At 53.1% G+C, this 22,141-nt stretch carries 23 protein-coding genes; 8 read left to right on the plus strand and 15 right to left on the minus strand.

Going from position 1 to position 22,141, the window contains the following annotated elements:
- Positions 1 to 53 precede the first annotated feature (53 nt).
- Positions 54 to 260 (plus strand): YgaP family membrane protein, encoded by a 207-nt coding sequence (locus FUA23_RS00480; protein WP_147928735.1) that lies wholly within the window; start codon positions 54 to 56, stop codon positions 258 to 260.
- A 141-nt stretch (positions 261 to 401) separates the two neighbouring features.
- On the opposite strand, the gene FUA23_RS00485 is transcribed toward FUA23_RS00480, so the two are convergent.
- Positions 402 to 1,286, minus strand: a complete 885-nt coding sequence (locus tag FUA23_RS00485) for a 3-hydroxybutyryl-CoA dehydrogenase (RefSeq protein WP_147928736.1) — start codon at positions 1,284 to 1,286, stop codon at positions 402 to 404.
- Between the two features lie 163 nt (positions 1,287 to 1,449).
- Positions 1,450 to 1,983, minus strand: coding sequence for a cob(I)yrinic acid a,c-diamide adenosyltransferase (locus tag FUA23_RS00490; RefSeq protein ID WP_147928737.1), 534 nt, complete (start codon positions 1,981 to 1,983; stop codon positions 1,450 to 1,452).
- Positions 1,984 to 2,301: 318 nt separating this feature from the next.
- Here FUA23_RS00490 and pckA point away from each other — a divergent pair, with 318 nt between their 5' ends.
- The gene (pckA, locus tag FUA23_RS00495; RefSeq protein ID WP_147928738.1) at positions 2,302 to 3,870 is read left to right on the plus strand and encodes a phosphoenolpyruvate carboxykinase (ATP); all 1,569 of its coding nucleotides are present in this window, start codon (positions 2,302 to 2,304) and stop codon (positions 3,868 to 3,870) included.
- 62 nt (positions 3,871 to 3,932) lie between these two features.
- Here the strand turns inward: pckA and FUA23_RS00500 are convergent, their stop codons facing one another.
- The 6 genes from FUA23_RS00500 to FUA23_RS00525 form a co-directional block, all read right to left on the minus strand.
- Positions 3,933 to 4,196, minus strand: a complete 264-nt coding sequence (locus tag FUA23_RS00500; RefSeq protein WP_147928739.1) for a hypothetical protein — start codon at positions 4,194 to 4,196, stop codon at positions 3,933 to 3,935.
- Positions 4,197 to 4,453: 257 nt separating this feature from the next.
- Entirely contained in the window at positions 4,454 to 4,768 is a 315-nt protein-coding gene (locus FUA23_RS00505; RefSeq protein WP_147928740.1) for a hypothetical protein, read from the minus strand.
- A gap of 908 nt (positions 4,769 to 5,676) precedes the next feature.
- A complete protein-coding gene (locus FUA23_RS00510) occupies positions 5,677 to 5,937 on the minus strand; it encodes a hypothetical protein (protein WP_147928741.1) in 261 nt (86 codons plus the stop codon).
- A gap of 25 nt (positions 5,938 to 5,962) precedes the next feature.
- Complete coding sequence (ribB, locus tag FUA23_RS00515; protein WP_147928742.1) at positions 5,963 to 7,141, minus strand: 3,4-dihydroxy-2-butanone-4-phosphate synthase; 1,179 nt, start codon at positions 7,139 to 7,141, stop codon at positions 5,963 to 5,965.
- Complete coding sequence (locus tag FUA23_RS00520; protein WP_147928743.1) at positions 7,113 to 8,327, minus strand: glycosyltransferase; 1,215 nt, start codon at positions 8,325 to 8,327, stop codon at positions 7,113 to 7,115. Before FUA23_RS00520 ends, ribB begins: the two co-directional genes overlap by 29 nt.
- Positions 8,328 to 8,472: 145 nt before the next feature.
- A complete protein-coding gene (locus tag FUA23_RS00525) occupies positions 8,473 to 9,204 on the minus strand; it encodes an MIP/aquaporin family protein (RefSeq protein WP_147928744.1) in 732 nt (243 codons plus the stop codon).
- 46 nt (positions 9,205 to 9,250) lie between these two features.
- On the opposite strand from FUA23_RS00525, the gene FUA23_RS23015 reads away from it, so the two are divergent.
- Both FUA23_RS23015 and FUA23_RS00535 read left to right on the plus strand, forming a co-directional pair.
- On the plus strand, positions 9,251 to 9,637 hold the full coding sequence (locus tag FUA23_RS23015; RefSeq protein ID WP_147928745.1) for an IS66 family transposase: 387 nt from the start codon (positions 9,251 to 9,253) through the stop codon (positions 9,635 to 9,637).
- A gap of 350 nt (positions 9,638 to 9,987) precedes the next feature.
- The gene (locus FUA23_RS00535; protein WP_147928746.1) at positions 9,988 to 10,815 is read left to right on the plus strand and encodes an alpha/beta fold hydrolase; all 828 of its coding nucleotides are present in this window, start codon (positions 9,988 to 9,990) and stop codon (positions 10,813 to 10,815) included.
- A gap of 16 nt (positions 10,816 to 10,831) precedes the next feature.
- Here FUA23_RS00535 and FUA23_RS00540 read toward each other — a convergent pair whose 3' ends face one another.
- On the minus strand, positions 10,832 to 11,368 hold the full coding sequence (locus FUA23_RS00540; RefSeq protein ID WP_147928747.1) for a hypothetical protein: 537 nt from the start codon (positions 11,366 to 11,368) through the stop codon (positions 10,832 to 10,834).
- 151 nt (positions 11,369 to 11,519) lie between these two features.
- On the minus strand, positions 11,520 to 11,846 hold the full coding sequence (gene trxA, locus FUA23_RS00545) for a thioredoxin (protein WP_147928748.1): 327 nt from the start codon (positions 11,844 to 11,846) through the stop codon (positions 11,520 to 11,522).
- A 95-nt stretch (positions 11,847 to 11,941) separates the two neighbouring features.
- Between trxA and FUA23_RS00550 the strand changes: the two genes are divergently transcribed.
- Together FUA23_RS00550 and FUA23_RS00555 are read left to right on the plus strand one after the other, a co-directional pair.
- Positions 11,942 to 13,057, plus strand: a complete 1,116-nt coding sequence (locus FUA23_RS00550) for a DUF3810 family protein (RefSeq protein WP_187270832.1) — start codon at positions 11,942 to 11,944, stop codon at positions 13,055 to 13,057.
- 403 nt (positions 13,058 to 13,460) lie between these two features.
- Positions 13,461 to 15,458, plus strand: a complete 1,998-nt coding sequence (locus FUA23_RS00555) for a M48 family metallopeptidase (RefSeq protein ID WP_147928750.1) — start codon at positions 13,461 to 13,463, stop codon at positions 15,456 to 15,458.
- A gap of 146 nt (positions 15,459 to 15,604) precedes the next feature.
- On the opposite strand, the gene FUA23_RS00560 is transcribed toward FUA23_RS00555, so the two are convergent.
- Positions 15,605 to 16,204: a hypothetical protein gene (locus tag FUA23_RS00560; RefSeq protein ID WP_147928751.1), complete on the minus strand. Its 600-nt coding sequence runs from the start codon at positions 16,202 to 16,204 to the stop codon at positions 15,605 to 15,607.
- Between the two features lie 477 nt (positions 16,205 to 16,681).
- Here FUA23_RS00560 and FUA23_RS00565 point away from each other — a divergent pair, with 477 nt between their 5' ends.
- The gene (locus tag FUA23_RS00565) at positions 16,682 to 18,367 is read left to right on the plus strand and encodes a DEAD/DEAH box helicase (RefSeq protein ID WP_147928752.1); all 1,686 of its coding nucleotides are present in this window, start codon (positions 16,682 to 16,684) and stop codon (positions 18,365 to 18,367) included.
- A 254-nt stretch (positions 18,368 to 18,621) separates the two neighbouring features.
- Here the strand turns inward: FUA23_RS00565 and FUA23_RS00570 are convergent, their stop codons facing one another.
- From FUA23_RS00570 to trpD, 3 genes are all read right to left on the minus strand, one after another.
- A complete protein-coding gene (locus FUA23_RS00570; RefSeq protein ID WP_147928753.1) occupies positions 18,622 to 19,281 on the minus strand; it encodes a phosphoribosylanthranilate isomerase in 660 nt (219 codons plus the stop codon).
- Positions 19,282 to 19,405: 124 nt separating this feature from the next.
- Positions 19,406 to 20,221, minus strand: a complete 816-nt coding sequence (gene trpC, locus FUA23_RS00575; protein WP_147928754.1) for an indole-3-glycerol phosphate synthase TrpC — start codon at positions 20,219 to 20,221, stop codon at positions 19,406 to 19,408.
- 107 nt (positions 20,222 to 20,328) lie between these two features.
- A complete protein-coding gene (gene trpD / locus FUA23_RS00580) occupies positions 20,329 to 21,318 on the minus strand; it encodes an anthranilate phosphoribosyltransferase (protein WP_147928755.1) in 990 nt (329 codons plus the stop codon).
- Positions 21,319 to 21,383: 65 nt separating this feature from the next.
- Between trpD and FUA23_RS00585 the strand changes: the two genes are divergently transcribed.
- On the plus strand, positions 21,384 to 21,701 hold the full coding sequence (locus FUA23_RS00585; protein ID WP_147928756.1) for a helix-turn-helix domain-containing protein: 318 nt from the start codon (positions 21,384 to 21,386) through the stop codon (positions 21,699 to 21,701).
- Here the strand turns inward: FUA23_RS00585 and FUA23_RS00590 are convergent, their stop codons facing one another.
- Entirely contained in the window at positions 21,702 to 22,139 is a 438-nt protein-coding gene (locus FUA23_RS00590; protein ID WP_147928757.1) for a hypothetical protein, read from the minus strand.
- Between the last annotated feature and the right edge of the window lie 2 nt (positions 22,140 to 22,141).

The raw sequence follows: 22,141 nt of genomic DNA on the forward strand, positions 1-22,141 counted from the left end.
CTTTTTGTATTGCGCTGATTATCGAATCATTATCCCACCTTAAATAAGTAATTATGACCCTCAATATGGGAAAAGCAGATCGCATCATCCGCCCATTGCTCGCCATCGTCTTCATCGCGCTCTACTTCACCGGAACCGTAACCGGTACGGTAGGGATTGTACTTCTGGTGCTGTCTGCGGTATTCCTCCTGACCAGTCTTGTGGGAGTTTGTCCACTCTACAGCCTGTTGGGCATCCGGACTTGCCCGGTAAAGAACTGATCTCCGGTTATTACTGCAGACTAGTTAAAATGCGCCACCCCAATCCGAACGGATGGGGTGGCGCGTGGTTTTTTTACGGTTATTTATGACTTTAGTGGCTGTGCCGGTCCAACCAACATTGCACCGGCGTTCGCGCCACGTTTACCGGAAACTTCCGCTAACGACGAGTTCTTTTCCTCCACCGGAGTAATCATAGAACCCTTCTCCGGATTTACGACCGAGCTTACCGGCCATGACCATATTGACCAGTAGCGGGGAAGGTTGGTGGTGAGCTCGTCCGAAACCGTCCTTCATTACGTTGAGGATGGCCAGGCAGGTGTCGAGGCCGATGTAGTCGGCCAGTTGCAGCGGACCCATCGGGTGCGCCATACCGAGTTTCATTACGGTGTCGATTTCTTCGACACCAGCCACGCCTTCAAATAGGGTAGTAATGGCCTCGTTGATCATTGGCATCAGAATGCGGTTGGCTACGAAGCCGGGGTAATCGTTCACCTCGGTAGGGGTTTTGCCGAGTTCGCGGCTCAGGTCCATCACCAGTTTTGTGGTGGCATCGTCGGTGGCGTACCCACGGATGACTTCCACAAGTTTCATGACGGGAACGGGGTTCATGAAGTGCATCCCGATTACCTTTTCGGGGCGCTTGGTCGCCGCTGCTATTTTGGTGATACTAATGCTGGAGGTATTGGTGGCAAGAGGCGCGGCCGCAGGTGCAAGGGAGTCTAACTGAGCAAAAATTTTGAGTTTGAGGTCTACATTCTCCGTAGCGGCTTCGATGACGAGGTCGGCTTTACCAACTCCTTCGGCAAGATCGGTGTAGCCAGCAATGCGGGCGAGCGTTGCGTTCTTGTCGTCTTCGGTGATCTTTTCTTTTCTCACAATCCGGTCCAGACTGGATGCAATGGCGGCAATGCCGCGGTCTATGGCGGCCTGATTGATGTCGTTCAGGCTAACATTATGACCGGCAGCGGCGAAGACCTGGGCGATGCCTGCTCCCATTTGTCCGGCGCCTATTACTGATATATTCATTGTGGTGGTGGTTTGGTTAGTTGAACTGCAAGGTCCGAAAAAAAATGGCCATCCGGTAAAGGGTGATGGAGTTTCGCAGAGGAGTTGGCTTGTAAGTCTGTTCGCCGGAGGTAAAAGCGGCCGTATTGGCGGGGGAGTTTTACCCGGGCTTGAAGACTGCCGGTTACGAAATCCACTTCACCTCCTCGATACCTCCCCGCTGCGCCAGGTACCGGCCCAGCACAAAGAAGTAATCACTAAGGCGGTTGAGGTAAACGACGATGCTACGATCCATTTCCACTACTTCGGCGAGCTCGACGGTGCGGCGCTCAGCGCGGCGGCAGACGGTCCGGCACAGGTGTGCGTAGCTGAGTACGGGGGCTCCTCCGGGCAGGATGAAGTGTGTCATTTTAGGCAGCGACTCGTTCATGGCGTCCATTCGTGCTTCGAGGTTGGTGGCGGCGTCTTCGGGTAGTTGGTACGCCTGGCCCGGCCGGTCATCGGCCATTGCGGCCCCAAGGGCAAAAAGGTGGTGCTGCTGGGCCAGGAGTTCTGCGCTGATGGCGTCGTCTTCAACGTGGTCGCGGAGCAGACCAACGAAAGCGTTGAGCTCGTCTACTGTTCCGTAAGCTTCCACCCGCGGATGCGCTTTACTGAGGCGTTTTCCTGAGTATAGTCCTGTCTGGCCTTCATCGCCGGTTTTGGTATAGATTTTCATGCAGGTGTAACGTGATTTTCTCCGCTTGGGTTGCGGTGTCAACTCCCTCGTTTGGTGGTTTGCTCTGGTCTGGTTTTCAGCCGGACGGGGAAACTGTATGAGCTTTAGATAGTGTATTTTCGGGGATAAGTCGGATCGCAGGTTTTTCTGTATCGCTGCTCATTCAACCTTCTTCTGCACCTGCGTTTGCGCAAAAGGAATTGCCCTGATTTTAAACATCGTATCGGCCACGCTGGTTACCTTCGCATCAGATTCATGGGGCACCACCACCATCATTGGCCTCGAATCCTGTTTTTGTGCACTTAACCAAGTCAATCAATGCAACACCCAAATTTGAAGGAGAATCTTTCGGTCTCCGCACTCGTTGAAGCAACCATTCGCACCGATCAGGGGCACCTCTCCGATACCGGCGCACTGATCGTTAACACCGGGAAATTCACCGGCCGTTCTCCATTGGATCGTTTCATCGTCGAAGACGATATCACCCGCGACGCTGTCGACTGGGGAAAGATCAACCAGCCCATAGCGCCGAATTACTACGACGCCCTGGAAAGCAAAATCCTGGCTTACGCCCAGGAACGCGACACGGTTTACGTCCGCGATGCTTACGCGTGTGCCAGCCCGAAGTACCAGATCAAAATCAAGGTTTACACCGAGCAGCCGTGGCAAAACCTCTTCGCCTACAATATGTTCCTCCGCCCCGACGGCGAAGTGCATAAGAACCTGAAGACGGACGAATGGACCATCCTTGCCTTCCCCGGTTGCATGGCCGATCCGGCCATCCACGGTACCCGCCAGGAGAACTTCAGCATCATCAACTTCTCTAAGCAAACCATTATCATCGGAGGTTCTGCTTATACCGGAGAGATCAAGAAAGGGATTTTCTCCGTGCTGAACTTCGTGTTGCCTACCGAACGCAACGTACTCAGCATGCACTGCTCGGCCAACGTTGGTACCAAAGGCGATACTGCCCTGTTCTTCGGCCTTTCCGGAACGGGTAAAACGACCCTGAGTAACGACCCCGACCGTCGCCTGATCGGCGACGATGAGCACGGCTGGAGCCAGGCAAATGTTTTCAACCTCGAAGGAGGATGTTACGCGAAGGTGATCGACCTCTCTGAAACCAAAGAGCCTCAGATCTACAAAGCCATCCGCTACGGTGCGATGCTGGAAAACATCGACCTCAAGGAAGATGGCCACACCCCCGACTACGAGAAGAGTACGATCACGCAGAATACCCGCGTGAGTTACCCGATCTACCACATCGATAACATCATGTACAACTCGCGTGGTGATCTGCCCCGCAACATCTTCTTCCTTACCTGCGACGCCTTTGGCGTACTGCCTCCCATCAGCCGCCTTACACCGGAGCAGGCAATGTACCACTTCATCTCTGGCTACACCGCCAAGATTGCCGGTACGGAAGCAGGCATTACCGAACCACTGGCCACCTTCTCGGCCTGCTTCGGTGCACCTTTCATCCCGCTGCACCCGACCAAGTACGGCGATATGCTAGGCAATAAACTGAAAGAAGCCGCCGCCGAAGGTAACCCGATCAACGTTTGGCTCGTCAACACCGGTTGGTCCGGCGGTGCCTACGGCACCGGGTCGCGGATGGAGCTTACTTACACCCGCGCAATGATTAAGGCCGCTCTTACCGGCGCCCTCAACGATGTCGAGTTTCACGAAGAACCTTTCTTCGGCCTGTCGATTCCGCGTACCTGCCCGGATGTGCCGAACGCGATCCTCAACCCACGCGATACGTGGCGCAACGAAGAAGAGTACGACGCTACCGCTAAAAAGCTTACCGACCTCTTCAATAACAATTTCCAGGTCTTTGCTGACGCAGCCGATCAGGCCGTTATTGATGCAGGTCCGAAAGGTTAGGTCTTAAACGGGTTGAGTCCTCAAAGCGCGAAGTTTCTATCGCGCTTTGGGGCTCAACCCGTTTAATTTTTATTCTTTGTTTGCTGTTTTTTTTCCTTCCACCGAGCGTTTTTGCGCTCTAGTGATCCCTCTGCCCGCCAGGTCGAATAACCTATTGCTAAGCCCGCCACAGACCAAAGGGCCAGTTCTGATTTCCACTTGCCACCATAAAAGTCAGGGTTACTTCTGGATTGCAGAAAAACCATAAAGACAGCAAAAAACGGAGCGAAAAGCAATATCGACCGCCAAGGCGCGTCGGTAATGTAGGTTTTAATCCAGGGTTTCATGTTTTTTGAAACGTGCTGTAATGATCGTTAGTTGATTGCCCCCGATGGAAATGTCTTCACAACTCTGGCCAGGTCCGCGCAGCGGGATCGATGGGAGCAGGGTAAAAGATAAGGTAAAGGGCCAGCAGAATCGACAGGCCGAGAATTATTTTCTTGATGGGCATGAAGGGAAGATAGGTTACATTCCCTGATCACTACACAATTTCATCGTTTCGTGTGTATCACGAGATGCACTACTATCACGAACTTGCCGCTTGTCACGTCTCCCCTCTCCCGAGGAGAGGGGCCGGGGGAGAGGGGGATCCGTGCATCTCGTGATACACACCATCGTTTCTCCTTTCTTCCCAGCGGGCGTTTTTCCGGTCAATGAAGTCCTTCGACCTACAGATGGTAAACGACCAGAATACCCCAACCACCAGCCAGAATAAAAAGTCAGCGTACCATGCATCTTCTGCGACTCCAAATTCAGGAATGAATGACGACAGACAGGTAGCCAGAACGGCAAATCCCAGGCTACGGTAAACGACTTTTTTCCACGAAATTTCTTCGATTTTTGCTATCCGAATTTCCATGTGTCAGAATTTGATGTCTGGGACGTATACAAATTACCGGGTGGCGAAGTTCAATAAAAAAGGAGTGAGCGGAATGTTTTCCCTGGTTCGGTAGCCTTCTTCGAAAACCAGCTGGCACCTCTTTCGGGGCTCCGGATTTACCTTCAGCGTAATGCTCATGCCGTCTTCTGAAAAGATGAAATCTTCAGCTCTCAGGATGTGCACGGGCCCTAAGGGGCCGATGCCGTGCGAACGCTTAGCGGGATTCGTGAGGGCGGAATTCGTGTGAGTGGTGGTTTTTTAACAGGTCGTTCAACTGAGCTGTTTTTTACCAAACCCTGCATCCTGCGTGCGCGCCGAATGGCTTTTTTGGCGAGAACGCAGGATGCAAAGAAGGTTTTCAGACAAGATGGTCGGCAATGGCCCGCTCCTGCGGTTTCTGAAAGATCTTTTGAATGCGGGGTTGCAGGAACCAGATACCGACGGGCCAAAGAATGAATAAAATGAAAAGAGAGAGCCAGCGCCGGTGCCCTTCTGCCCGCATCAGTAAGCTGGCTAAAACTCCGTAGACCACCAAGCGAGGGATAAACCATGTGCCCAGGATTAGCATCACCGAAAACCAGTAACTGGTCTGGTTTGGAACGGTACTTGCGCCACCGAGAGACTCACTTGCCTTGATCGGAGGCACATCCATTGCAAAGACCAACAGTTGCCATATATACCGGAACCAAAGTGGTTTGGGACTTTATCGCTTGTTATCGCGGCGTCTGGCGGCGTTGCTAAAAACCTTACCTAGCTCAGGCTAGGCGCGGCTTTCAGCGCCTAACCAGCCACCACGCTAACGGCGCGCTAATTGTCCCAAACCACTTCGTTTCCGGTATAATAAGAGCAAGTGTCGCTGTAGCGATCAGCCATGAGATCCAAAACAGTCACTTTAGCCAGGCTTTGGGTTCAATGAGATGCAATAAGTACCGGCCAAGTGTAACTGCCCACAACTGGAAGATCACGAGGCCAGTTCCCAGGCCAGCAAATACCAATACCGTAGCAACATCTTCTCCATAGCTTGGCTCACTTCCTGCGACAAGCAAGACGACAATGATACAGACAATGCCCAGTAGGAATGACAGAATGGGTAAACCTGCAGTAATGAAAAAAAATTTCCAGGCACGGAACGTCAGTAATCGTTTCATCGCATGAAGGTAACCAGATCCAATTCTACATCCCCACAAACTCTACCACCTCAAGGCCGTAGCCTTCCAGCCCAATGCGGTTACGCGGGCTGTTGCTGAGGATGCGAAGCTTGGATACCTTAAGGTCGCGCAGAATCTGCGCACCGATCCCGAAATCCCGTTGGTCCATACTGGCGGGCTGAGAGAGCTTGGCGGCCTGGCCGTCCTGCATCCGGCTTTTCAAGAGCCGGAGACCGGCAATGATCTCGCTGCCATCCTGATGAGGGCGCATGAAAAGCAGAATACCACTACCGGCTTCGCTGATTTTCTCCAGCGGGCCGTGCAGCCCGGTACTGTAACCAGACAGGAGGCTGTGCAGCAAATCGCGGCTGCTGGTACTGCTGTGTACGCGGGTAAGTACGGGCTCGTCCTGCAGCCACTCACCGTGGGTGAGGGCCAGGTGAACGTCGTTGTTGGTTGTTTGGCGGTAAGCGTAGAGCTTGAATGGCCCGTAGCGGGTTTCGAGGTCCATGCTGAATTCGCACTCAACGAGCCGCTCCGTTTGCAGGCGGTAGGCGACGAGGTCTTCGATGCTGATGATTTTCAGGTCGTGCTCTTTGGCCAGTTCGATGAGGTAAGGCAGGCGGGCCATTTCTCCGTCGGGCTTGAGGATTTCGACGATTACTCCGGCGGGGTAGAGGTTGGCCATCCGGGCGAGGTCTACAGCCGCTTCGGTGTGTCCGGTTCTGCGCAGAACGCCACCTTTGACGGCGCGCAGCGGAAAGACGTGCCCGGGGCGGGTAAAGTCAGTCGGCTTGGCGGAGTGCTCGGTCATCCGGCGGATGCAGGTAGCACGATCGTAAGCGGATATACCAGTGGTACACCCGTGACCAATCAGATCGATGGTGACGCTGAAGGCCGTTTCGTGAACGTCTGTATTGGCTTCTACCATTTTGGTGAGGCCAAGGCGGTCGGCCTTTTCTTCTTCGATGGGCGTACAGATGAGCCCACGGCCGTAGGTGGCCATGAAGTTGATCAGTTCGGGCGTAACGCGCTCGGCGGCACAAACGAAGTCGCCTTCGTTTTCCCTGTCTTCGTCGTCTACAACGATGACAATTTTTCCCGCCCGAATGTCGGCTACGGCTTCTTCGATAGTGTTGAGTTGCAGCCGTTGGTTAGTCGGTGCGGAGGTGTCGTCAGTGACGTTGAGATGGTTGCCAGACATTGGATTTGATTCCGGTTAGGTAACGCCAGAAACCGACTAAGAGAGCGGCGTTCATGGCAATAAAATAGCTTGTGAAACGGCCAGGGCGAAAATGGACGTTGAGCAGTGTCAGGGCCTGATCTAATCCGACGAGCAGTAAGATCATTCCCAACAAAACAAGCAACAGCAACCCGGGCCAATAGTTGTTTTCGGGGCCTAAAGTTACCACAAAGAGGACCCACGCCATCAACCCAATCAGGAGAAGGAAGGGAGTCCACCACCGCAGGATTTTATGGCTGAAGATGGCAAAGGCCAGCGGATTTTTCCAGAATGGCCACCATAGTTTGCGGAAACGTACGAGGTTTTGCCAGTTGCCACTGCTGATGCGCACCTTGCGGCGAAACTCGTCCTGAATCGATTGCCCTACGGCTTCTTCCACCACCGCCCGGGGGCTGCTGAGGCCGAGAAAGCCTTGCTCGTAAGCGGCCATGCAGAGAAAAAAATCATCGACCAGAAAGTTCTCCGGTACAGGGGTATATGCCCGGGCGCGCACGGCCCAGCAGCCGCCAAAGGGGCCAACCATTGCGCCCCAGCGCCGGCCTTCGGCCCGCTTTATTTCAACTTCGCGGTGGATGTACGATTCTTCGGCCTGCCCGATGCCTTCCTCCGTTCCTCCGGTCTGGACCATGGTTGCATCAACGACGCCGATGCGGGCGTCGTTCAACATAGGACGAACCAGTTCGCTGATGGTATCGGGGCGCAGGATCACCGATGCATCGGTAATGATGAAGATGGTTTCCGGATGCTGGTTGGAGGCGGCAAGCTGATTGATGATGCCCGGTTTGCCCTGGCGGGTAGTGAACAAGGAGGGGCAAAAGCGGGCGTCGGCGTCGGCCTGCTCGGTCAGCATTTGGTTGGTGGCATCGGTACTGCAGTCGCTGCCGATGAAGAAGTTTAACTCGCCGGGGTAATCCTGAGCTGCGAGGCTGGCGAGCTTTTGCGGAAGTACCGTCTCTTCGTTGTGGGCCGCCATCAGAACGGCCACTGCGGGCCAGGAGCTGTGCCCGTTATCCGTTTTTTGCACCTGCGGCCCCGCCCCCGGTGCCGTACCCGATGACCCCGAAACCACCCACAGCGGATAGATCACGTAGGTATGGAGTACGCCGAGTACACATAGGAGAAGGATGATGAGCATAATCAATGACACGGAGCAAAGGTAAGTGCCGCAGATGTACCAGTACAATCGGTACGGTAAGGAATATACCTGAACCACTTCGTTTCAGGTATAATAACTGTGTTGACCGGTTTTTTTGGGAAAGGGCCGCCGTTGCGGCTTATTCAGGGGAATCCACTCACTGTAGCGTCATCCAGACAAATGCAGCGAGGGCGGCTCCCCCCAGTGGGGCCACGATCGGAATCCAGGCGTAAGACCAGTTGCTGCTCCCTTTGCCGGGAATGGGAAGGATAGCATGGGCGATACGAGGCCCCAGGTCTCTTGCCGGGTTGATGGCGTAGCCGGTGGTTCCCCCCAGACTCAGGCCTACGGCCAAAACGACGAGCGCCACAGGCAGAGCGTCGAGCGAGCCGAGCTTTCCCTCCGGTGTGCCGAAGTTGGGAGCTGTCAGGTAAAGAACCGCAATGAGAAAGGCGAAGGTTCCGAGAAACTCGGACATGAAATTAGAGGGCGTATCCTTAATAGCTGGCCCTGTGGCAAAAGTGCCGAGAATCGTAGCCTGGTCTTCCTCGGCCCGGTAGTGCGGCCGGTAATGCATCCAAGCCAGGGTGGCGCCCAGGATACCGCCCAGCAACTGGGCAATGATGTAGCCCGGTATAAGAGCGGGATCGAACTTCCCGGTGATTGTCAACGCGAGCGTAACCGCCGGATTGAGGTGCGCGCCCGATGCGGGCGCGGCCACGAAAACACCAATGAAAACGGCCATCGCCCAGCCGAAGGATATTACGATCCAACCACTCGATTTGCCGTAGGTCCCTTTCAGGGAGGTGTTGGCGTTAACGCCACAACCAAACAACAACAGGAGGGTGGTGCCCACAAATTCGGCGATGTAAGCGGTAAGTTCTTGCATGATCTTTTCTTAAACAGGTGCGGTGCTAAGGTAGACTTATTTTTTATTGCCGCTTTGTACGAGCTTACGTCATGAAATTCTGGCTGCTGCCGATAAAGAAGAGCCCCCGCTGATCATCAAAAAGAAAGGTCGGCCCAAAAAGTCAAAGGGGCGCAACTTAATGGACCGATTGGTACTGTATGAGGATTACGTGCTCAATTTTACGATGAAGGAAAACGTCCCGCCCTCTAACAACTTAGCCGAGCGAGACATTCGTCTGTGGAAAACCAAGCTCAAAGTGAGTGGCTGCTTACCTACGATCGACGGGGCCAAACGATATGCTCGTATCAAAGGCTTTTGTTCGACAGTCCGAAAGCATGCCTTGTCTGTTTATGAGCAACTTCTCGCCGCCATGGATGGGCGTAGCTTCCTCTTCGAAGGTCTGACTACTTAAACAGTTACTCCGCTTTTTTTTCGCTTCGGGCGAAGGATTTCTTTCTTCAGGTTGTCTGATTAAAAGAGGCATCAACGCAGGCGAAGACATTTTAACACCTTTTAACGTTGTTCCGTCTCCCGAAAGTGAGTGACTTTCTGATTGTACTACGTCTTAAAACTGTATCCGGAGGAGAAATCAAATGTTATCCCCCGGAAAACAAGATATGTTTTTCATGATATGAATATGGGTTTTAGGTGTTTTTCTAGGAGGGTCCGGACTTAAGTCCGGACCTTCTGTTTTTTGGTGAGGTGTGGTTTCACGAGACTGCTGTTGCATTTTTGATTTACCTTACCGGAAACTGCCTTACCATGTCTCTCCGAGTACCCGCCATTATCATTTTGCTTCTGTCCTTTTTTCAGTGCGCCTCCGATTCGGGAGCGACCGGCCATGAGGCGGGTGGTAACCCGACTTTCGAGTCCTTTGACGGTCAGCAGATCTCGTACCGGGACGGCGGAGACGGCCCGGCAGTGATGCTTCTCCACGGTTTCATCAACGATGGTTCCAGTTGGCTGCAGACCCAACTTTATGGCCAGTTGGTAAACAGTGGCTACCGGGTAATTATCCCTGATATGCGGGGCAACGGCTTTTCGGCGAAGCCGCACACCGACGAAGCCTACGCCAACGACGCGGAAGTAAAAGACCTGATGATACTCGCCGATGAACTCGAACTTGATTCCTACATCGCTATTGGCTACTCGCGGGGCTCGATCGTTTTGGCAAAACTCCTGACGGAAGATAAGCGGATATCCCGCGCCGTACTTGGAGGAATGGGCGTCGATTTTACCGATCCGGACTGGCCCCGGCGCAAACAATTTGCCGCAGCTTTTGCCGGAGAAACCACCCCCGAAACCGAAGGTGCCGTCGAATACGCAAAATCAGTCAATGCCGACCTCAAAGCACTGCACCTGCTCCAGAAGCACCAGCCGGTCACTTCTTTGGATCAACTGCGAAGCATCGATGTACCGGTATTGGTGGCTGTGGGGAGTTCGGATAAGGACAATGGTGACCCCGGAGCGTTGGAGCGGCTGTTTCGCCACGGTAAACTGGCCATGATGCCCGGAGACCACAACAATACCTACAAAACTCCGGTGTTCGCCGCAGCGGTGATGGCTTTCGTAAAGGCCGGATCCAACTGATCGACTCTGTTCGCCCTTAGCGGTTCTTGACCACAGAGATTTCCAGAATGTAATCGCCAGAACTCAATCCCTGGGCGCCGACGACGCCGATGGTGACGGGGTAGGGCCGGTTCACGGCCCGGAGCTCCACCTCCCGGACGTAGCTTTTGCGCGTCCGGCCAAGAACGTTGCGCGTCATCCTGAAATCGGCTTCGCAGCTTACGCAACTGTACAGTTCCGGCGGTAACGCACCTCCGCCGCCGGAGTAAGCGTAAAGGCTCAGGTCGGTGTTTATATCCTTCGGTGTAAGCCGGATGACCATCGTGGAGTACTTAGGGATTTCGGTTCGGTAAAAAACGTTGTTGCCCGAAAAGTGATCAACGCGCGGCTCTACGAAGCAGGCGTTTTGGGAACTCCAGGCCCAGTTGAGCGACGTAAGCGGGGCTCCGATTTCGAGCTGGCCCTCCCAGGCGAGCGATTTCCCCTGCTGGGCTTCGAGCAGAATGGGAGTCGCAATTTGAGCACCAACGGTACTACTTAAAAAAGCCAGGATGAAAAAAGTTAGAAAACGCATAAGGGAATGACGGGTTAGTGCAAAGCAAAGTTAAGGGTTGCTACTCCGCCGTACCTCCATGAAAACCGGGAGGTTTGCCCCACAAACATAAAAGCCCCGCAACCAAAGGTTGCGGGGCTCATTTTGTAAGTTTTACAACAGGTGGCTGGGCTTACGCCGCTACCAGCTGAGCTTCGAGTTTGTCTACCAGCGTTTGCTTGCTTGGTGCGCCGACGATAGTGTCTACTACCTCGCCACCCTTCATGATCAGGAGGGTCGGGATAGAGCGGATGCCATACTTCTGGCTGAGTTCTGGGTTGTCATCAACATCGACTTTGCCGATTTGAGCTTTGCCTTCGTAAGCAGTATGAAGTTCCTCAATGACGGGGCCGATAGCGCGGCAGGGGCCACACCATTGTGCCCAGAAGTCAACGAGCGTTACGCCTTCATTATCGAGGACAGTTTCTTTGAAGTTGGAGTCAGTTAACTGAAGAGCCATTATTAATTGGTATTTAGTTTTGTGTAAATCACACATTATTAACAACAACCTTCTTTAGGGATGGTTGAATCTTCTCATCCAAACGAATCGTTCAATTGCCTGCATCCGACGCCACTCCGCCCCAAAGCTCCCGTTTTCTTCGCCTTTGGCCCGTAGGGCTGCTGGCGATTTTATTGCTTTTGCGTTGGCTTTTGCCCGCGGCAGCCATCGAAAAAGTGTACAGCCGTGGCGTCTTCGTCGGGGTCCGGAACGTTTGGGACTATACGCTGCCACAGTTGCCGGTACCTCTGTTTTACGTCTTTTGGCTGGGTGTTTTGGTGTGGATTGTCCGTACCGGGGTCCTTTTTTGGCGCGCACGCAGGATGCAGGGGGGGGTGAAAAAGCAGTGGAAGCAGTTCGGTCTCCGGCTGCTGAATTCTGTTGCGTTGCTGGTGTCGGTTTTCCTTCTGGCCTGGGGGTTCAACTACGGCAGGGTAGAGGTGAACGACAAAATAGGCTTCGAAATGTACCAGCCCATCCTCGATGAATTGCGGCAGCGCGTTTACACCGAAGCGGCCGGGCTGGCCGATTGGCGGCAACGCATCACCTCCGACACGACCGCTCTTGGCCCGGAGCATTTCATCGAGCCGGAAGACGCGGTGAGGCACCTGGTCCGCCGGGCACTCACCTATCATGGGTACCCCGACCCGGGCCGGCCCCGTCTGCGTCAGCTTCGCCCCAGGGGCATCCTGCTGAAATGGAGCACCGCTGGCGTTTACTGGCCCTGGGCGGGCGAGGGCAACATAGACGCAGGCCTGCATCCGCTGCAGAAATATCCCGTCGGCGCTCACGAACTGGCCCACGCGTATGGCTTTGGTGACGAAGGAACATGCACCTTCTGGGCCTGGCTCGCAGGGCAGGAAACCAAAGACCCGGTTGCCGCCTATGCATTCAAACTGGACTACTGGCGGCGCATTGCGGGGAAACTCCGGCAGCAGGAACCGCAGGCTTACTGGGAGTGGCGCGCTGCAAACCTCGACGCCGGCGTTCGGAACGACCTGCAGGCCATCTACGACAACTCCGAACTATACAAAGACATCGCGCCCGTCATCCGGGATGCTGCCTACGATACCTACCTGAAAGCCCAGGGCATCCACGAAGGATTGCTCAATTACGGCAAGGTCATTCAAATGGTGGAAGGCTACCGGAAATGGGAGAGAACTGGTCTTTAACTGTGCCTCTCAACCATCCCACAGTTGTCGCGGCTTCAGCCGCTGACTCGTTGATGCAGGGCTTTCGATCAACGGTCTCCTGCCAGAGAGAAGCCGTGCCTTCAACCGTTCTTTGCACCGGCGGCCGCGCCCTGAATGGTTAAAGGCTTAATATTCAATAATGTGCATCGGGCGCAAACCAGATCGTCGCTCAACCCCCTCCCGGCCTCCCCACACCGCTGCGCTGGGGAGGAGCAATCGCGAAGATCTGGTTTGCGCCCATGTGCATCCGAGCCAGTACATTAAGCCACGCTTACTATGGCGATGTAACAAAAAAATTGTGCTGAAAAAAGGGGAAGAGGTGGGCTGGAAATTCTTAACTTTGAGCTGAACCTACACCGTTTCATATTAACACCTGATAATAATGCGTTTTACCCTATTTTTAGTTTACAGCTGCCTTTGTTGTGGCCTGTTCGCTCAGTCTAAAGTTGATTTTGGCAGGGTTGATGACAACCAACTGAACGATCGCCTGAAGGTTTCGGCCGAAGAACTTACCCAGTACATTCTCGACGATATTCCTGCGGAATACATGGACCAGATGACCGATAGGGCTGCGTACCGTTTTGCGGACCAAATGGCCAGGTCTTCCATCGATGTTCTCTCCGGCGGGCGGGTGTATAATGGCTGGGATGAAATGGACGAGTATGTCAATGGTGTACTACAGAGGGTGATTCCGGAAGAGCTTCGGGCCAAGAAGTTCGTCCGGGCTTACGTCATCAAAGATGGTTCGCCGAACGCGTTCATGATGCCATCCGGTATTTTCTGTATCAACATCGGGATGATCGCCGAGATTGAATCGGAGGCGAATCTGGCCGGGATCATCGGCCACGAATTGGCACATTACGAGCTGCGCCACGGACTTGAGCGTTACGTGAAATCTGAAAATGATGAATTCAAGGGCGGTATCCTCTTCAACAGCCGTAAAGCAATCAGCGCTTTTTCGGTCGACAACGAACTCGATGCCGACTCCCAGGCTGCCGAGCACCTGCGCCGCGCGGGGTATGGCCTGAACGGGCTGGCGGAGACTTTTGCGGTGTTTAAACGCCAGGAAGACCGGGCACTTCTCACGATGGAGGATGTTTGGGAGATCAAGGAAACAACCCACCCGAGCTCGGGCCGGCGTATTGAGCGCATCCACGAAATGATGGCTGCAGAAGAAGAATCTGCTGCGGCAGATCCTGGCTCTTCTGCCGTTTTCGAAAAGCTTCGGGAAGAAGCCCGTGCTGAAGTACTGAAATATCTTCTGGCCGGTTTCAACTATCAAAGTTGCCTGGAAAAAGCTTTCCGCTTTCACTTATTCGAGCCCAACAATCCTACTTATGTTTATTACGCCATGGAAGCTATCCGCAGGAGCTGCTACCTGGACGTGACGATGTGGAACAAAAAGTTCCTGGCTCACAACTACTTCGACGTAGTGGAGACAAAGAGCGGAGGGCACAAAAAAGTAAAGATCGAAGGAAACTTTTTCGACCGGTTCCGGCCGGGGATTCTGTCGATGGATTCCAACAGTTACAGCCAGGTGATGGCGAAATTCTACTGGGATAGCCCAAAATTCACGACCAACGAAGAAGCGTATCAGTTTTTCTATAAAGTTGGTAAAGCGCTGAAAGAGCCCGAGTGTACGCTGTCTAACGCTCTGAGCCTGTCTTTCAATCCTGAACTAAGGAATAAGTTTTTGGAGGAATATCTTGCCTTTGAAGACATCAGGTACCGGAATTTCGCCGAAGCCTTGTTGAATGATGGAATATACGAAGCGCTTCCGAAAAGAAAGCTGACGATTTTCCACAGGCTGATGCCTGTTATCAAGCACGGAGTAGATGACATTGCCGTTTGGCACGAAGGAGACGAACAACCTTTACGGTCGGCTATGGAAAAGGCCGCCACGTCTTTTGAAGACCGGGATTTCCTTTATTTGCCCGAGCTCAAGAAAACGAACATCAACGATTACCTCACTTTTTCTGAATTAGAGGGCTTTTCCTTCCAGCCGCTATTGGCGCGGGGAGAAAAGACTGAACTCCACATTCTTGACCCTGCCTTCTGGGAAGTGATGAAACGTTACGGGACCAACCGGATGGAATTCGTCAACTGTATTTATAACGACAAGGCTAAAGGTGCTTTCACGCTCGAGGTGTACAAACAGGTAAGTGATTATACCATCGATGATGTTTTGAATCGTGACGATGAAAAAGGGCGTTACGTGAAGATGTATATGTCTGGCCTTCAAATCCTTGAAGATGGTCCGCTGAAGCTTCGTGCTTACGATGGTACCGACCGCATGGGAGCTAGAGGCAGAGGCTACGATCTGTTAGCGGAGGTACTGACAGAGAAACTGAAGTCGCTGGATAAGTCTTTGACTGACTGATCGCCCCGATCTTTTCTGCCGGTTTGGATATCTGTTTAAAGTAACCTCTGCAGCCCCGATGAACCCGGTGATGTAAAGGAGGTTCCGGCCTTACCGTACGGAGAACAATTGTGCCTTCAAACGTTCCTTGCACCAGCGGCCGCGCCCTATATCCCGAAGTGGTCCGTTATTCCGGTGTTTTTTGCCGGGATCGCCCTGATGACACGAGGCTGCAACCACCAGATACCAAGAGGAAAAAGCAGGATCATTACCGAAGCGAGCAGCCATCTCATAAAACCGGGCTTTTTTTCGAGCCCGGCGGTAAGAGCTACTGCGGCCGCTAATGGAGCAAGTACCAACCCGCTGAGAATGAGTGCCAGTAACTGGTCGGGGGTAATGACTGTGCGCACAGAACGAAGCAGTTCGCGCGCGTTGCCGGTCGATGCGATGTTCGCCGCCCTTAATATATTATCAATGCTGATGATGAGAAGAAAGCTGCACTGGATGATGTTGACGCCAGCAATGAGGAGTAGCAGGATCTTCAGGCCCTGCCTGTTGGATGCTTTTCGGATAACAGCAAATTGCCAACTGGCAATTGCCAGTAGCGAGAGGGAAACCAGCAACGGCACTGCTTCATCGTAAGGAACTGACCGAGGTGAAAAAGTGATGAACGAAAACTGGTCCATAAACATCAGGAAGATGAGCAGGTAAGCCGGAGTGGCCAGGCAAAAGAGGACGGCAGCCGGTATTCTGGTGAAAAAAGACACGAGGTGGATTTTAGTTAGGATGGAAAAATACACATAACCGTAGCCTGCCAGGTAGGAATCTTAAGCCAATAGCCGAGGATTGTTGAGGTCCGTTTCTTGTAATGTGAGGCTGCTTCCACAGTCTTGTTGTGCATTTGATAGAACACCCGATTCAGGGTGTATCACGAGATGCACTACTATCACGAACTTTCCGCTTGTCACGTCTCCCCTCTCCCGAGGAGAGGGGCCGGGGGAGAGGGGGATCCGTGCATCTCGTGATATACACCCCGATTCAGGGTAAAGCTGATACATAAATAAAAAAGCGTACCTTTGCACCCTCAAACAGGGCATCTCCCGGTTTACAAGGTCTGATTCCGCTCATCGATGAATCCGTTGTGGTAAACCAATTCGCCCGCTAATCAAGGTTTCGATACGCCTCCGTGTGACTATAATGGAGATCGCCGGCGTTCAATCACGGGACCACAAAACAAGGACGAATTGGAAACTTATCAGGACAGCGCCCTGCGCGATGACGTCAAAAAAGCCGTTGCAGAACTCGGCTTCATCAAACCCACCCCCGTACAGGCAGCCGCCATTCCGGTAATCATGGAATCAGATCGCGACCTCGTTGCGCTCGCCCGCACCGGTACCGGTAAAACTGCAGGCTTCGGCCTCCCCGTCGTTAACGACATCGACACCGACATCAATGCCGTCCAGGCGCTGATTCTGTGTCCTACCCGCGAACTTTGCCTTCAGATCGCCAAGGACCTCGCTGCTTTCAGCCGGTTCCGCAAGGGTGTGAACGTTGTGGCGGTTTACGGTGGTGCACCGATTACGCACCAGATCAAAGACATCAAGGCCGGCGCTCAGATTGTCGTTGGAACCCCCGGTCGTACGCTGGACCTCATCAACCGCAAGAAACTTAAGGTCGGGCAACTGAAGCGCGTTGTTCTCGACGAGGCCGATGAGATGCTGAACATGGGTTTCCAGGAAGAACTCAATTCCATCCTGGGAGCAACCCCCGAAGAAAAGCAAACCCTGCTTTTCAGTGCAACCATGCCAAAGGAAGCCAAAAAGATTTCTCAGGACTACATGACCGACCCTGCCGAAATCAGCGTTGGTCACTCCGATGCGGGTAATTCGAACATCGTTCACCAGTACTACAAAGTACGCGCCTCCGACCGTTTCTCGTTACTGCGTCTGCTCATCGAGCTGGACCCCGATATGTACGCCGTAATCTTTTGCCGCACCCGCCGCGAGGTGAACGGTGTTGCCGAAGACCTTCGCTTTGCCGGCCACGCCGCTGATGCCCTGCACGGTGACATGAGCCAGGCCCAGCGCGACGACGTGATGCGCCGCTTCCGTAAAGGACGCATCAAACTGCTCGTTGCCACCGACGTGGCTGCCCGCGGTCTCGATGTATCCGATCTCACCCACGTGATCAACTACAACCTGCCTGATGCCCCGGAAGTGTACGTTCACCGCTCAGGCCGTACCGGCCGTGCCGGTAAGGAAGGTACCGCCCTCAGCATCGTAACCGGTAAAGAAGTGCGGAAGGTTCGTGACATCGAGCGTTACTCTAAGATCAAGTTCGAGATCAAGGAAGTGCCTAAGCAGGATGATGTGTACAAGATTCGGGCACTGCGTTTTGCCGACAAAGTCAAAAATGCCAAGCTGGACGATAAAGTGGCCGCATTCCTGCCCGAAGTCATTGAAACCTTCGACGGTATGGAGCGCGAAGAACTGATTCAGAAAATCCTCGGCTACGGCCTCGGTAACCTGAGCAAGCAGCTCAGTGGCCAGAAGCCAATCCGGGAAGCTAAAGATGATGATCGGCCCGATAAGAAAGGACGCAACATCGACTATACCACCATCACGATGGCTGCCGGACGGAATAAAGGCTACAACGTGCCTCAGATCATCGGGATGATCAACCGCATGGTTCCGGGTAAGAAAATTGCCTTCGGAAAGATCGATATCCAGAATAATATGACCTACGTTGGCGTAGACAGCAAAGAGGCCAAAAAGGTCGTTGCCGCTATGGAAGGTGCTGTAGACAAGGGCACCGAACTGAACGTTCGTATGTTTGAGGGCGGAACCAAAGTTGACGGTCCGCGCGACTTCGCGCCCCGTAAACGTAAACCCTTCAAACCAGGAGGTTTCAAAAAGAAGAAGAAATGGTAGTAAGCCGCCAGCGGCACTTCTGGCTGGTCCACTAGCGTTTTCCTGAAGCAGAAACCTGTTTTCAGCAAATTATACCGGAGGGTAAGTCGCTTGATTGTGGCTTACCCTTCGTCTTTACGGCGAAGGGAGCTTTCAGGCCGTTTGGAGAGGTGGCTGACTTGAATCCTCACGGAAGAAAAAGAGCTATACCTAAGCCGGAGTGGTTTGGGACAATTAGCGCGATAGCGAGTGAAAAAGTCCCAAACCATTCTGACTTAGGTATATTTAACCGTTTTGAGGAAATAACGAAGCAGGGTAGGGTTCTTCAGTCCCGGCGACTCTTCAAAACCACTGTTCAGATCTACGCCGAGCATTTGGACGTGATCCAGGGCCTTTATCTGTTCTGCATCTTCGGGGCCGATACCGCCCGACAGAAGGAACGGGACGAGGCCGTTGTATTCATTCAGTTTCGACCAGTCCCATTTTGCGCCGGTTCCCCCTTTTTCGGTATGGCCTCCGGTGTCGAAAATGAACAGCGGGCAACTGTCCGCGTATGCGTTGGTGTCCTGAAAGTTAAAGTCAGGGGTGATAGGGAAAGCTTTGATGAGCCGGGCTTTGCGCAGCGTGCTGACCGACCAGAGCAGCTTCAGTTCCCGGCAGTATCCGGGGCTTTCGTCGCCGTGCAACTGAACGTAATCGAGCTTATAATCGTGGACTACATTCAGAATGTAGTCCAGCTCGGCGTTGACAAAAACGCCGACTTTTTTGGTTTCGCCGAAAAGATTTTCGTTAGCGGAAATCCACTCTGATAGTTCCGTTTTGCCGACAAAGCGCTTTGATTTGTTGTAGAAGATAAAGCCAACGAGGTCGACCCCGAGGGCCAGTACCTCACGGATGTTTTCGGGATCGCGCATGCCGCAAACTTTTACTTTCATGGTGGCTTTTGTTATTTGATGTCAGAAAATGACAACGAAGACCAGGTTGTAATGGTTGGCCAGTTGGTGTACCCGGCGGGACTTTACGGTCTGTTTGACGCCGGTTGGCAGAAAAGAAAAGCTACTACGCAATCGCATTGTCGTACAATCCTTCAATCTCCCGCACTTTAGCGATGAAATCGGCGCAGGCCTGTCCTGGGTTTTCCTGGCGCATGAAATAGGTTCCGATCAGGAATCCGTCGAAGCCTTCATAGCGGAGTTTAACGATCGTTTGCGGGTCTTCGATGCCGCTTTCGCTGATTTTGGGCAGCCCGGGAGGCAGCATCTTGCCCAAGCGAAGACTGTTTTCGATGCTCACCGAAAAGTCTTTGAGGTTACGGTTGTTGATCCCGACGATGTTTACTTCGGGGCTGATTTTGGCCACTTCTTCTTCGTTGTGCACTTCGCACAAAACTTCCAGGCCGAGTTCGTTTGCTTCGGCGGCAAGGTCGTCGAGGTGGCCGGCAGTCAGGGATGCCGCAATGAGGAGGACGGCGTCGGCACCCATTGCGCGGGCTTCGTGCAGCTGGTAAGAGTCGAGGATGAAGTCTTTGCGGATTACAGGAAGCTTGACGCTGCGACGAACAACGTCAATGTCGTTCGAACGGGCACCAAAGAAGTGAACGTCGGTCAGGCAGGAAATACCCGCCGCTCCGGCATCCTGGTAGCCTTTGCTTACCAGTGCCGGGTCGGCATCAATGTTGATATTATCCTGGCTTGGTGATTTGCGCTTAAACTCCGAGATGATGCCGTAGTCCTTACTCGTACGGATGGATTCCACGAGGCTGTGGCGCTCTAAACGGTAGCCGTAGCTGTCGATAAGCCGTTCTACCGGGGTTTGTTCCTTGCGGCGGGCGATTTCGAGCAGTTTATGATCGTTGATACGGTCCAGAATAGTCATCGGTAATATTGGTAAATTAAAAGATATAAGGTCGGGGCGCTAACGCGGGTGCAGAGGAAAGGTTGGGCGGCAGTAGCCTGCCGGACGGAAAGATCGGGGCGTTGGTATCAAGCAACCAACCGCTGCAAAACACCCAGCGCTTTGCCCGCATCGATGCTTTCAGCAGCTTCTGCGACGCAGTCCTGCAAGCTGGTTTCTGGCTTGATGGTATGAATGGCCAGCCCGGCATTGGCGCAAACTACGTTGCGTTGGGCTGGGGTGGCTTTCCCCTCCAGCACGGAAAGGAAGATCGCCTTGCCTTCTTCCGCCGTTTCTCCGCCGTGCAAAGACTCGGGAGTGAGTTGGTCCAACCCGAAATCGGCAGGGTGGAGGAGACGTTGCCGCTCGCGGCTGCGAACCGACGCTGCTCCGGTCAGGCTGATTTCGTCGTAACCATCCAGCGCATGCACGATGTTGTACTCGCGGGAGAGCTCGTCTTGTAAAATGTAGTCGTAAATCCGGGAGACTTCCCGGTTGTAGGTGCCGAATAGTTGATAACGTGGCCTGGCCGGGTTCAACAGTGGGCCGAGCAGATTGAAGAAGCTTCGTACTTTGAGGGACTTCCGTACCGGGGCAACGTTCTTCATCGCCGGGTGGAACAAGGGAGCATGGAAGAAGCAGATCCCAGCCTTATCCAGGCTTTTCATGAGTACATTCTCATCGTTCGTGAACTCGTACCCGAGTGCAAGCAGAACATCACTGCTTCCTACACTGGAGCTTACCCCGTAACTACCGTGCTTGGTAACTTTATAACCAGCACCGGCAACGACCATGCTCGATAGCGTACTAATGTTGAAGGTGTTCTTGCCGTCGCCGCCCGTCCCGACGATGTCTATCGTCTCCTGGCCGCGCAGGTCGATCGGTTTGGCGAGTTCCAGCATTGCATCCCGGAATCCCTGGATTTCGGACAAGACTGCCGGGCGCATGTTGATGGCAGAAACAACCGCAGCAATTTCCATATCTCCGGCTTTCCCGTTGCCGATGCGCGACAAGGTTTCGTATGCAGATTGGCGGCTCAGGGGCTCGCGGGCGTAGAGTTGGTTCAGTAAAGTTTTCATCTGAGGGCGAAGATAGGGTAGACGCACTTATCCTTAACCCGCTTTGCACCTGCGGCCGCGCATAATTGGTCCGGATACAGCGTAAGCTATCCCAGTCGGACCTCGCTCGCCGTGCTGAGGTCCATCAAAAAAATATCTCTAAATACGAGAACGACGGTGTTGTTCCTTCTGCCATTACGCTCAAAGCTATCGCCGACGCGTTGAACGTTTCGGCAGACTACCTGCTTGGTAGTGATCGGGAAGATGTGATCCAGGATAAAGAACTACTTTCCTTTCTGCGGGAAGTGGACAAGATGCCCGAAGAGATGCGGAAGGCGATTATGGTGGTTCTGGATGCTTGTGTGCGGGACGCTAAAACAAGGAAAGCTTATGCAGCCGCGTAGTCACTTTTTCACAACATGATACTTCTGTTTCTCACAGCTATAGATAAGGTAACACCATGTTGCATCAGTACCAGCAAAGTGTAATTTTCTTCCTTTTCGGCTTACGTCGAAGTCTTTGACTAGTATATAAAGCTCTCCATTACTATCAACTTGTATTGGAGATATCACGGTCGAAGTGAATGATTTTCCCTTTTTAGTTCTTGATTTAGCTTCATCTTCGCTGATCGTGAGCACGTATACCCCATTTAGGCTGCCTTTGTATGAGGTATGGTAGCTCTTCTTAAAAACATAAAAAGTATCAATACCAGGCAAATAGTTTTCAAAATCAGCTATATGTGCTTTTAGAGATTCGGTATAAACATCCGTAACGATGAGAGTATCCTGACCGCATAAAAACGACGATAAGGCAAACAAAGCAACAGTAAACAATTCTTTCATCT

The sequence above is a fragment of the Neolewinella aurantiaca genome (genome assembly GCF_008014675.1).
GTDB lineage: Bacteria > Bacteroidota > Bacteroidia > Chitinophagales > Saprospiraceae > Neolewinella > Neolewinella aurantiaca.